Source organism: Kribbella deserti (assembly GCF_042434725.1).
GTDB classification, from domain to species: domain Bacteria; phylum Actinomycetota; class Actinomycetes; order Propionibacteriales; family Kribbellaceae; genus Kribbella; species Kribbella deserti.
Map to the genome: position 1 here is coordinate 45,402 of NZ_JBHLTC010000049.1, position 11,332 is coordinate 56,733.

Sequence of the window (11,332 nt, forward strand, 5' to 3'; positions counted from 1 at the left end):
GTTTCTGACCAGGTAACGTCCGGAGAGGCGGGTCCGCCCGCCTCTCCGGACGTTACTCATGAATGAGGGAGTGAGCCCTGATGGGTGAAGCACGGGCGAAGCAACTGGCCGATCGGATCCAGGTGCTGGTGGCCGAGCTGCTGGAGCGCCGGGTGAAGGATCCGCGACTGGGATTCGTCACCATTACCGACGCGCGACTGACCGGAGACCTCCGCGAGGCCAGCGTTTTCTACACCGTTTACGGCGATGAGCAGGACCGCGCGTCGACCGCCGCCGCGCTGGAGTCGGCCCGCGGCATGATCCGCTCCGAGGTGGGCAAGGTGCTGGGCCTTCGGCATAGCCCGAGCCTGGCGTTCTTCCTGGACGCCGTACCGGAGAGTGCCGGTCAGATCGAGGACCTGCTCGCCAAGGCCCGCGCCGCCGACGCCGAGGTGGCCAAGGCCGCCGCGGGCGCCAAGCCGGCCGGCGACGCCGATCCGTACAAGCGCCGCGAGGACGATGACGACGACGAGTGACCGGGCGACCGGCGTGACGGCAGTGCAGGACGGCATCGTGGTGGTGGACAAGCCGCAAGGTTTGACCTCCCACCAGGTGGTGGCCCGGATCCGCCGTCTCGCCGGTACCCGCAAGGTCGGTCACGCGGGCACGCTCGACCCGATGGCGACCGGCGTACTGGTGGCCGGCCTCAACCGCGCCACCCGGCTGCTCGGCCATCTCCAACTGGCCGACAAGTCGTACGACGCCACCATCCGCCTCGGCGCCACGACCAGCACCGACGACGCCGAAGGCCCCGTCGTGGACGTGGCCCCGGCTGGTTCGGTGGAGGCGCTCACGACCGAGGCGATCGAGGCCGCCATTCCGGCGTACCGTGGCGAGATCTCGCAGATCCCGTCCAAGGTCTCCGCGATCAAGGTCGACGGCCGCCGGGCCTACGAACGCGTCCGCGCCGGCGAAGAGGTCGCGCTCAAAGCCCGCCAGGTCACCATCAGCGAGTACGTCGTCCGCGATATTCGGGTGGTTCCTGCTGTCGAAGCCATGGTCGTCGGCGCGGATGATGCCGTGGTCGTTGCCGAGGGCAAAGGCGGAGGCGTTGCCGAGGACGAGCCCGTGGTGGTTGGGCCGTTCGTGGATGTGGACGTGACGGTTTCGTGTTCCAGCGGTACGTACATCCGGGCCCTCGCGCGTGATCTCGGGACCGATCTCGGCGTGGGCGGTCACTTGACCGCGTTGCGCCGTACTCGAGTCGGGCCCTTCGACCTGTCCGGCGCTTCCACGCTGGAGGAACTGGCGGACGACTTCGCGATGACCCCCATCGCGGAGGTAGCCGCCGCGACCTTCACCCGGTACGACGCGACCGCCGAGCAGGAAGCCGCCATCCGTACCGGCCGCCCGCTCACCGGACTGGGCCTCGACGCGGGTCTGACGGCGATGTTCGCCCCAGACGGCACCTTCCTAGCCCTCTACGAACAACACGGCCCCATCGCCAAACCCACCGCCGTCTTCGCCATCTGACCCCCACCCGGCCCGGCCCGGCCCGTTCGTTCGGCCCGGCCCTGCCCGGGCCCGTTCGTCCGGGTCGGCGCGTCTGGGCTGCGCCGGTGAAGCCGGCCCACCATGGCGAGCCGCATCCCCGCGGCGAGCCGCGCCCCACGGCATCCGCGTTCATCGGTGCCAACTCGCCCTCCGCCTGCCGTCGCCGCCGTCCTATTCCGAGGGTCGACCGTCGGAATAGGGGGTGGACCCGCGAGATCTGCCACGTCCACCCCCCATTCCGACGGCCGACCCTCGGAATAGGACGGCGGGTCGTGCTCGACGGCCCGGGCGGCCGGCACCATGCCGTTGCGGAGGGCGGATTCGAATCGATGAACGGCCTGGTGGGGCAGAGCGGGAGTCCACAGTGGCGCTGGGATGGGCCGGAAAGTGTCGGTGCTGGGGTTTAGCGTCGGCGGCATGAGATACGGGTTTGTTCTTCCTTATGGGGATGCGCGGACGACGGCGGAGCTGGCGAGCCTGGCCGAGGAGCATGGCTGGGACGGGTTCTTCGTCTGGGAGTCGATCTGGGGTCTCGACGCGTGGGCGATGCTGGCCGCCGCGGCGATGACGACTGAGCGGATCAGGCTCGGCACCATGTTGACGCCGTTGCCGCGGCGAAAACCGTGGGACGTGGCGGGCCAGACGTCCACGGTCGACAATCTGAGCAACGGGCGGGTGATTCTCGCGACCGGGCTTGGGGTGGCGGGGATGGACCGGTTCTGGCTGTTCGAGGACGATCCGGGCCGGAAGGTGCGGGCGGAGATGTACGACGAATCGCTGGAGATGTTGCAGCACCTGTGGCGCGAGGAGCCGTTCGAGTTCAACGGGAAGTACTTCAAGTCCAGGAAGGTCGACGAGCTCGACCCGCCGCCACCACCGGCGCCGGTTCAGCAGCCGCGGATCCCGACCTGGGTCGTTGGTGCGTGGCCCGCGCCGAAGTCGATGCGTCGCGCCGCCTTGCAGGACGGCTGGCTGCCGCACATCAGTCCCGAGCCAGGCGAGAAGGAGGGCACACTGACTCCGGAGGTGCTGGCCGACGGCGTCGAGTGGATCCGCCGCGAACGGGCGAAGCACGGCCTCGGCATGGACGGCTACGACATCGTTGCCGAAGGCACCACCAAGGCCGACGACCCGACCGCCGCCGACGAGGTCCGCAAGTGGGCCGACGCCGGCGCCACCTGGTGGATCGACGCCGATTGGTCCTCACTAGACCCGGACGTCGTCCGCCCCGCCGCCGAGGCCCGCCTCAAAGCCGGCCCACCCCGCCCCAACTGACCACGCACCGCCGTCGTCCACCGCGCTCCAACTGACCACGCACCGCCGTCGTCCACCGCGCTCCAACTGACCACGCACCACTGCCGTCACCCGCCCAACCGGCGCGGCGGCGATAACCGGCGGGCCGATGCTTGGGCGGGTGGTGGCGACCACCACCAACCCACCTCGCCGGACGGCGCCGCGCAGCACCAGCCCCGTTCGGGAGGGTGTAGCCGCGGACGACCTCGCCCACTGGATCCCCCAGGGCCCGCACCGGCGAGGGTCGGCGGATGGTGACTGCCGCCGGACAGCGCGGCGGCGTGGTTTGACCGCGTCGCCGTACGCCGGGGTGGGCGGCGCGCGGCGGAGGGCTGGGGGTGGTCGGGGTCCGTAGGGTTGGGGTATGCGTTCTCGTCCTACGTTGAGTTGGTCGCCGGGGGAGGTGGCGGCTGGTACGGCGCGGGTGGATGCGGTGCGCGAGGTGGACGGTGTCGCCGAGGTGGTGGGCGGCGGTGGGGTGGTCGTGTTGAGTGGGGCCGGGTTGTCGACGGAGTCGGGGATTCCGGATTACCGCGGCGCTTCGGGAAGTCTGCGCAGGCATACGCCGATGACGTATGGCGAGTTCGTCGGTACGGCCGAGGGGCGCCAGCGGTACTGGGCGCGCAGCCACCTCGGTTGGCAGACGATCGCGCGCGCCGATCCGAATGACGGGCACCGGGCGGTTGCGGCCTTGCAGGCACGGGATTACCTCAGCGGCGTCATCACCCAGAACGTCGATGGGCTGCACCAGGCGGCGGGCGCTCGCGACGTGATCGAGTTGCACGGCAGTCTCGATCGGGTGATTTGCCTGCGGTGCAAGGCCACTACCGCGCGGATCGAGTTGCATCGTCGGCTGCAGGCGGCCAACCCGTCGTTCCAGGCTGAGGCGACGCGGATCAATCCCGACGGTGACGTCGATCTGTCGGCGGAGGCGGTCGCGGGGTTCCGGTTGGTGCCGTGTGAGGCGTGTGGGTCGGACCTGCTCAAGCCGGACGTGGTGTTCTTCGGGGAGAACGTGCCGAAGCCGCGGGTGGAGCGGTGCTATCGGCTGGTCGATGAAGGCAATGCCTTGCTGGTGCTCGGGTCGTCGTTGACGGTGATGTCGGGGTTCCGGTTCGTCCGGTATGCCGCGAAGGCCGGGAAGCCGGTGCTGATCATCAACCAGGGCGAGACTCGCGGGGATGTGCACGCGACCGCGCGGGTCGATCGGCCCTTGGGAGCGGCATTGGGGGAGTTGATCGCTCTGCTCGGGTGATCCTGGCTCCGGTGAAGCGTTCAGCGGGTCGAAGCCAGGCGAATCGACGCAGGGCTTAGGCCACGCGGACCACGCGACTGGTTCCGGCCTTGGTGGTCACCTGCGGCCCCAGCGCCGGTAGGCCCGAGCCGGGCGGGGCCACTGTCCGTGCTGCGTCGATGGGGCTGGATTCGACCCGCTACCGCGGCGGGCAACCGCCGGTTACCGGCGGTCAGGCGGTCAAATCCAGCCCCATCGTCGCTACTCCCGGAGGACCGGAGGACGAATCACTCGCGCCCCGGCCTCAGCGTGCAGCCTTGTTGAGGGTGTTGCGGTAGCTGGGGTTGGTTTGGGCTAGTTGGGTCGCCTTGGTGCGGAGGTGGCGGGCTTTGGTGGCCCAGGTGGCCTGCTTGGCGGCGTCGAGGATCGGGATGTCGCCGACCACGCTCGCGAAGGTCAGTTCGGCTACCGCGGCCTGGCCCTCGTAGCGCGGGTGGTAGCTGGCCGCGCGGAACAGGTCGGTGTCCTGGCCCTGGATCCACGCCTGGCCGTCGGGCGCGCAGGCGTCGTGGCCGGTGGAGGGGCCGAAGGTGTCGACGTACGTCGCTCCGCCGGCTGCCGCGGCCTTTGCCACTGCCGCGTTGAGGTATTCCTCGATCGCATACAGATAGCGGTAGTCGCCATCCGCGAACGGCAGGATCGTCGGGCAGGTCCCGGTCTCGGGCGCGATCTTCGGATAGCCGATCAGCATGATCTTGGCCTGCGGCGACCGGGCCTTGATGCCCTTCACGACGGTCGTGATCCGGGCCTGGGTCTTGTCGATGCTGGCCTTGAGCGTATCCACGCCGGTCGAGTTGAAGTGCCGGCGGCACGGATCACCGGTCGGGTCCGACGCCCGCAGGCCCGGGCAGGTCCCGATGATCGTGCCGAACACGCCGAAGTCGTTGCCGCCGATGCCAACCGTGACGAGGTCCGTCTCGGCGGTCAACGCGCTGAACTGCGGCGGGAAGATGCCGAGCGGCGTCTTCTGCCAGTTGGTCATGTGGGTGGTGTCGGCGCCACCGCACGTCACGTCGCGGAAGGTGTCGACGTCCAGGAACTCGGCCAGCTGCTTCGGGTAGTTGCTGCCCGAACGAAGGCAGCCCAGCGAGAGCAGGTCGACGATCGGCACCAGCGGCGCCGAGCTGTACGAATCGCCCAGGGCGACGTACTCGCTGTAGGGGTTCTCGGGGTAGGAGTCGGTGGCTGCGGCGGTCACCGGACCTGGAGCGGCGAAGGCCGCCACGGCGGTGAGGCCCAGGAAGACGGAGAGGACACGGCGCACGTTCACGAAGACCTCCGGAAGGGCTGGGACGTCCGGCCGGGCGAAACTCGGTAGCCGGGCGACTACAACAAGTGACAATAGTCGGTTAGGCGATCCTGGTCAGCGGCTCGCCGGGGTGGCATGGAATCCTTGCTTCATGCTTGTCTGGCACAGCCTGGACGAGGTGGGTCCGGACTTCGGCCCCTCTGTCGTCACCATCGGCAACTTCGACGGGGTTCATCGGGGACACCAGGAGGTGCTCGCGCACGCCCGGTCGCAGGCCGAGGCGCGTGGCGGGCTGCCCGTGGTCGCCATGACGTTCCACCCGCACCCGATGCAGGTCCTGCGGCCCGGTCACGGACCAGCCACCATCACGGAACCGGCCGAGCGGGCCGAACTGCTCGCGAAGGCGGGAGCCGACGCGGTGCTGGTCCTGCCGTTCGATCGCGAGGTCGCCGCCTGGTCGCCGGAGGAGTTCATCGACCGGGTCCTGGTCGGCGCGCTCAAGGCGAAGGCCGTCGTGGTGGGGGAGAACTTCCGCTTCGGGCACAAGGCCGCCGGGCACGTGGACACGCTGGTCGAGGCCGGCGCGACGAAGGGTTTCGAGGTCGAGGGCCTCGCGCTCGCCGGCGCGGAGCAGCCCTGGTCGTCGACGTACATCCGGGGCAAGATCGCCGAAGGTGATGTCGAGGCCGCCGCCGAAGCGCTCGGCCGCCCGCTGCGGGTCACCGGCGTGGTCATCGAAGGCGACAAGCGCGGCCGCGAACTCGGCTACCCGACGGCGAACATCCCGGCGGCGGCCGACGCGGCCATTCCGCTCGACGGCGTGTACGCCGGCTGGCTGACGGTGCTCGAGCCCGCGCCTGGCGCTCCGGTGTACGACGAGCCTCTGCCGGCCGCGATCAGCGTCGGGTCGAACCCGACCTTCGACGGCGTCGACCGGCGCGTCGAGTCGTACGTGCTGGACCGCGACGACCTCGAGTTGTACGGCTCGAAGATCGCGGTGGACTTCGTCACCCGGTTGCGCGGCAGTCAGATCAAGTTCGAGTCGATCGACGAACTGCTGGTCCAGATGAAGGCCGACGTCGACGGCGCCCGCACGGTTCTCTCGTCGTAGCCCGAGGCGTCACGAGCGGTAGCCCCGATTGGGTTGTGCTGTCCGCCCACTGATACGCTGGCTGTTGCCGTCTGAACGGCCGCGGATCGAGAGTGCCCGGGTGACCTAAGCCCCGGTGCGCCGCGCAACGAAATCGAGAGGAACTCGCGTGTCATCAGTTGACGCTGCTGCGAAGAAGAAGATCATCGGTGAGTACGCCCTGACCGAGGGTGACACCGGGTCCCCCGAGGTTCAGGTCGCGCTGCTGACCCACCGCATCGCGGACCTCACCGAGCACCTGAAGGAGCACAAGCACGACCACCACAGCCGTCGTGGCCTGCTCCTGCTGGTCGGCCAGCGCCGCCGGCTGCTGAACTACCTGGCGAAGAAGGACATCAACCGCTACCGGTCCTTGATCGAGCGGCTCGGCCTTCGCCGATGACCTGGTGAGGAGCGGCCCCCGGCGTTCGGGTGGCCGCTCCTCCCGCATCATGACCCACAACTGAATAAGCAAGACGACAACGGGACGACGCGGTGCGTGACGGGAGTACGACCGGTCCTCGGTAGTGGCCTTCGGGACGACCTGGCAACAGGGCCCGCGGGCCTCGATCGAAGACCGGCACCCCTCAAGAAAAGCTCCGGAATCCCAGAGCTCGCGCCTCGTGGTCGTCCAACGCATGCGAGAGAGGGGTATCCCGTGACGGGAACCACCGCGCCCATGGAGGGCGCAGAATTCACCGAAGCCGTTCTGGACAACGGAAAGTTCGGTACCCGCACCATTCGTTTCGAGACCGGCCGGCTGGCTCAGCAGGCCGCCGGTTCGGCCGCCGCCTACCTTGACGGCGACACCATGCTGCTGTCGGCGACGACGGCCAGCAAGAAGCCCAAGGACCAGTTCGACTTCTTCCCGCTGACGGTGGACGTCGAAGAGCGGATGTACGCCGCCGGCCGGATCCCGGGCTCGTTCTTCCGCCGGGAGGGCCGTCCTTCCGAGGAGGCCATCCTGACCTGCCGCCTGATCGACCGCCCGCTGCGGCCGTCGTTCGTGTCCGGCCTGCGTAACGAGATCCAGGTCGTCATCACCGTGCTCGCGCTGAACCCGGACAAGCTGTACGACGTCCTGGCCATCAACGCCGCGTCGATGTCCACCCAGATCGCCGGGCTGCCGTTCTCGGGCCCGATCGGCGCCACCCGCGTCGCCCTGATCGACACCCAGTGGGTCGCGTTCCCGACGCACACCGAGCTCGAGGACGCCGTCTTCGACATGGTGGTCGCCGGCCGCGTCACCGACGCCGGTGAGGTCGCGATCATGATGGTCGAGGCCGAGTCCACCTCGGGCACCTTCGACGCCGTTGCCGCCGGCAAGCAGGCGCCGACCGAAGAGGTCGTCGCCGAGGGCCTCGAGGCCGCCAAGGGCTTCATCAAGACCCTGATCGACGCGCAGTCGGAGCTGGCGGCGAAGGCCTCCAAGCCGACCGGCGAGTTCCCGGTCTTCCCCGACTACGCCGACGACGCTTTCGCCGCGGTCGAGACGGCCGCGACCGACGAGCTCGTCCAGGCGCTCGCGATCACCGGTAAGCACGACCGTGAAGACGCCATCGAGGCCGTCAAGGCCGCCGTCGTCAGCCAGCTGGCCGAGGGCTTCGAGGGTCGCGAGAAGGAGCTGTCCGCAGCGTTCCGCTCGCTCACCAAGAAGCTGGTTCGCCAGCGCGTGCTGACCGACAAGGTCCGCATGGACGGCCGTGGTCTGGCCGACATCCGGCCGCTCAAGGCGCAGGTCAAGGTGCTGCCCCGCGTGCACGGCTCGGCGCTGTTCGAGCGCGGCGAGACCCAGATCCTGGGTGTCACCACGCTGAACATGCTCCGGATGGAGCAGCAGCTCGACACGCTCTCCCCGGAGACGCGCAAGCGCTACATGCACAACTACAACTTCCCGCCCTACTCGACCGGTGAGACCGGCCGGGTCGGTTCGCCGAAGCGCCGCGAGATCGGTCACGGCGCGCTGGCCGAGCGGGCCCTGGTGCCCGTGCTGCCCTCGCGTGAGGACTTCCCGTACGCGCTGCGTCAGGTGTCCGAGGCCCTCGGGTCGAACGGCTCCACCTCGATGGGCTCGGTCTGCGCCTCGACGCTGTCGCTGCTCTCCGCCGGTGTGCCGCTGAAGGCGCCCGTCGCCGGTATCGCGATGGGCCTCATCTCCGGTGAGGTCAACGGCGAGACCGAGTACGTCGCGCTCACCGACATCCTCGGTGCCGAGGACGCGTTCGGTGACATGGACTTCAAGGTCGCCGGTACCAAGGACTTCGTCACGGCTCTGCAGCTGGACACGAAGCTCGACGGCATTCCGGCCAGCGTGCTGGCCGGTGCGCTGACCCAGGCCAAGGAAGCCCGCCTGACGATCCTGGACGTGATGGCCAAGGCCATCGACGCGCCGGGTGAGATGAGCGAGTTCGCGCCGCGGGTCATTTCGGTCAAGGTCCCTGTGGACAAGATCGGAGAGGTCATCGGCCCGAAGGGCAAGATGATCAACCAGATCACCGACGAGACCGGCGCCGACATCTCGATCGAGGACGACGGCACGGTTTACATCGGTGCGACCAACGGCCCGTCGGCCGAGGCCGCCCGGGTGATGATCAACTCGATCGCCAACCCGACCATGCCGGAGAAGGGCGAGCGCTACCTGGGCACGGTCGTGAAGACGACCAACTTCGGCGCGTTCATCAGCCTGCTGCCGGGCAAGGACGGTCTGCTGCACATCTCGAAGCTGCGCGGCCTGGCCGGTGGCAAGCGAGTGGAGGCCGTGGAGGACATTCTCTCCGTCGGTCAGAAGCTCCAGGTCGAGATCGCCGAGATCGACGACCGCGGCAAGTTGTCGCTGATCCCGGTTCTGGACGAGGACGCGAAGTCCGATGACGCTGCTGACGCGGCGTCCGACGACGACACCGAGTGACTCGCGCCAAAACCAGCACGTTGCTGAGCCCGGAGGAGGGCGGTCCCGTCACACGGACCGTCCTGCCCTCCGGGCTCCGCGTGCTTTCCCAGTCCGTCCCCGGCTTCCGTAGCGTGAGCTTCGGCGTCTGGGTCGGGGTCGGTTCCCGCGACGAGCCTGACTCGCTCGCGGGCGCGACCCACTTCCTCGAGCACCTGCTCTTCAAGGGCACCACCCGCCGGGACGCCCTGGAGATCTCCGCGTCGCTGGACGCCGTCGGTGGCGAGATGAACGCCTTCACCGGCAAGGAGTACACCTGCTACTACGCGCGGGTGCTCGACACCGATCTGCCGCTCGCGGTCGACGTCATCTGCGACATGATCACCTCGGCCACGCTCACCACGGCCGATGTCGAGTCCGAGCGTGGCGTCATCGACGAGGAGATCGCGATGCACGCCGACGAAACGTCGGACCACATCCACGATCTCTTCGCCGAACAGCTCTGGGCCGGTTCGTCCCTGGGCCGTTCCATCACCGGTTCGCCCGAGTCCGTGGCCGGACTGTCCCGTGCCCAGGTCGCCGGGTGGTACCGCCGCCGCTACAAGCCGTCGAACATCGTCGTCTCCGTGGCCGGCAACGTCGACCACGCGAGCGTCGTACGACTGGTGCGCAAGGCCTTCGAACGCCACTGGGTCACCGAGGACGCGGAGCCCGCACCCCTTCGTACGGCGGGCAACCGCCAGGTCGCGACGTACGGCGGAGTGCAGGTCCACCATCGCGACGTCGAACAGGCGCACCTGGTCCTCGGACTGCCAGGTCTGGTCCGTACCGACGAGCGGCGGTACGTCGCGGGCGTGCTGCACGGCATCGTCGGCGGCGGGATGTCGTCGCGCTTGTTCCAGGAGGTCCGGGAGAAGCGCGGTCTGGCGTACTCCGTCTTCAGCTTCGGCTCGGCCTACGCGGACGCGGGCATGGTCGGGGTCTACGCGGGCTGTCTGCCCAAGAAGGCGCCCGAGGTGCTCGACGTCATTCGTGCGGAGCTCGAGACCGTCGCGACCAAGGGCGTCACACCGGACGAGTTGCTGCGGGGCAAGGGTCAGATGCGTGGCTCGGTGGTGATGGGGCTCGAGGACACCGGCGCCAAGATGACCCGCATCGCCAAGGCCGAACTGGTGTACGGCGAACTGCCGACGGTGGACGAGATCCTCCGCCGCATCGACGAGGTCACCCTGGACGACGTCACCGCCCTGGCCGCCGAGCTCTACGCCGGCAAGCCTGCCCTAACCGTCATGGGCCCCTTCGACAACGACTCCGCCTTCACCCTCTAGGCCCTTCGCCGTACCGCCCCACCGTCTTTTGCGACGAGTGGACGCGTTTGCCGCTGCGAGCCTGCCTGCACGTGACAGGTAGCGGACGAGCGGCAAACGCGTCCACTCGTCGCAACGGACCCGTCGCGCGTCCGCGGAGCGAGGACATCCGCACGTGCCACCCGATCCCGATCCCGATCCCGTGGGCTACCCCGTCTGTCGCCGCGTTTTTCGCCCGATCTGTTGGCCGTAGGTCGCGGGTTCGGCTCCCGGTACGCCGCGAACCGCGGCCGGCTACCGGGTTGTAGGGCGGCTACCGGGTTTTGGTGTGCCCACTACCGAGTTGTGGTGCGGCTACCCGGTTGCAGCCGGGTAGTCGCACAAAAACTGGGTAGCGGGGTCTCGTGGCCATCCCGGCTGCCGCGTCCACGTTGATTTAGCGTCGACCTCGACCTGCCCCGGGCTCCACCTCGTGCAGCGACCGTGACAACGCCGCCACGCCACGCGACCCAGCACGATGCCACGCCGCGCCACGCGACCCAGCACGATGCCGCGCCACGCCGCGCCGCGCGAGCCCAGCAGTTGAGTCCAGCAGAGTGGTGTACGACGAGATCTCGGTGACGCGTGGCGTGGAGACGTG

At 68.9% G+C, this 11,332-nt stretch carries 10 protein-coding genes; 8 read left to right on the forward strand and 2 right to left on the reverse strand.

Going from position 1 to position 11,332, the window contains the following annotated elements; genetic code table 11:
* The first annotated feature begins 80 nt into the window (after positions 1-80).
* The 4 genes from rbfA to ACFFGN_RS34870 all read left to right on the forward strand — a co-directional run bounded on the left by rbfA (position 81) and on the right by ACFFGN_RS34870 (position 4,081).
* Positions 81-515, forward strand: a complete 435-nt coding sequence (gene rbfA, locus ACFFGN_RS34855; protein WP_380057128.1) for a 30S ribosome-binding factor RbfA — start codon at positions 81-83, stop codon at positions 513-515.
* Positions 499-1,512 carry a tRNA pseudouridine(55) synthase TruB gene (truB, locus tag ACFFGN_RS34860; RefSeq protein WP_380057131.1) on the forward strand — a complete coding sequence of 338 codons (1,014 nt, stop codon included), beginning with the start codon at positions 499-501 and terminating at the stop codon, positions 1,510-1,512. The genes rbfA and truB overlap by 17 nt, the downstream gene beginning before the upstream one ends.
* A gap of 438 nt (positions 1,513-1,950) precedes the next feature.
* The gene (locus tag ACFFGN_RS34865) at positions 1,951-2,808 is read left to right on the forward strand and encodes an LLM class flavin-dependent oxidoreductase (protein ID WP_380057133.1); all 858 of its coding nucleotides are present in this window, start codon (positions 1,951-1,953) and stop codon (positions 2,806-2,808) included.
* A gap of 382 nt (positions 2,809-3,190) precedes the next feature.
* Positions 3,191-4,081, forward strand: a complete 891-nt coding sequence (locus ACFFGN_RS34870; RefSeq protein ID WP_380057136.1) for an NAD-dependent protein deacetylase — start codon at positions 3,191-3,193, stop codon at positions 4,079-4,081.
* Positions 4,082-4,364: 283 nt separating this feature from the next.
* Here the strand turns inward: ACFFGN_RS34870 and ACFFGN_RS34875 are convergent, their stop codons facing one another.
* Entirely contained in the window at positions 4,365-5,390 is a 1,026-nt protein-coding gene (locus ACFFGN_RS34875; RefSeq protein WP_380057138.1) for an SGNH/GDSL hydrolase family protein, read from the reverse strand.
* Positions 5,391-5,520: 130 nt separating this feature from the next.
* Here ACFFGN_RS34875 and ACFFGN_RS34880 point away from each other — a divergent pair, with 130 nt between their 5' ends.
* From ACFFGN_RS34880 to ACFFGN_RS34895, 4 genes are all read left to right on the forward strand, one after another.
* Positions 5,521-6,480, forward strand: coding sequence for a bifunctional riboflavin kinase/FAD synthetase (locus ACFFGN_RS34880; RefSeq protein ID WP_380057141.1), 960 nt, complete (start codon positions 5,521-5,523; stop codon positions 6,478-6,480).
* Positions 6,481-6,628: 148 nt separating this feature from the next.
* Positions 6,629-6,901 carry a 30S ribosomal protein S15 gene (gene rpsO / locus ACFFGN_RS34885; protein WP_328994948.1) on the forward strand — a complete coding sequence of 91 codons (273 nt, stop codon included), beginning with the start codon at positions 6,629-6,631 and terminating at the stop codon, positions 6,899-6,901.
* Positions 6,902-7,177: 276 nt separating this feature from the next.
* Complete coding sequence (locus tag ACFFGN_RS34890; protein ID WP_380057157.1) at positions 7,178-9,406, forward strand: polyribonucleotide nucleotidyltransferase; 2,229 nt, start codon at positions 7,178-7,180, stop codon at positions 9,404-9,406.
* A complete protein-coding gene (locus tag ACFFGN_RS34895) occupies positions 9,403-10,713 on the forward strand; it encodes a M16 family metallopeptidase (protein ID WP_380057145.1) in 1,311 nt (436 codons plus the stop codon). Before ACFFGN_RS34890 ends, ACFFGN_RS34895 begins: the two co-directional genes overlap by 4 nt.
* Before the next feature lie 415 nt (positions 10,714-11,128).
* Here the strand turns inward: ACFFGN_RS34895 and ACFFGN_RS34900 are convergent.
* On the reverse strand, positions 11,129-11,332 hold a 204-nt coding region (locus ACFFGN_RS34900), incomplete at its 5' end, for a hypothetical protein (protein ID WP_380057148.1).

Coding starts and splice junctions, on each gene's coding strand:
- ACFFGN_RS34880 (WP_380057141.1), top strand. CDS start 5,521: ATGCTTGTCTGGCACAGCCTGGACGAGGTGGGTCCGGACTTCGGCCCC.
- ACFFGN_RS34865 (WP_380057133.1), top strand. CDS start 1,951: ATGAGATACGGGTTTGTTCTTCCTTATGGGGATGCGCGGACGACGGCG.
- ACFFGN_RS34890 (WP_380057157.1), top strand. CDS start 7,178: ATGGAGGGCGCAGAATTCACCGAAGCCGTTCTGGACAACGGAAAGTTC.
- truB (WP_380057131.1), top strand. CDS start 499: ATGACGACGACGAGTGACCGGGCGACCGGCGTGACGGCAGTGCAGGAC.
- ACFFGN_RS34870 (WP_380057136.1), top strand. CDS start 3,191: ATGCGTTCTCGTCCTACGTTGAGTTGGTCGCCGGGGGAGGTGGCGGCT.
- rbfA (WP_380057128.1), top strand. CDS start 81: ATGGGTGAAGCACGGGCGAAGCAACTGGCCGATCGGATCCAGGTGCTG.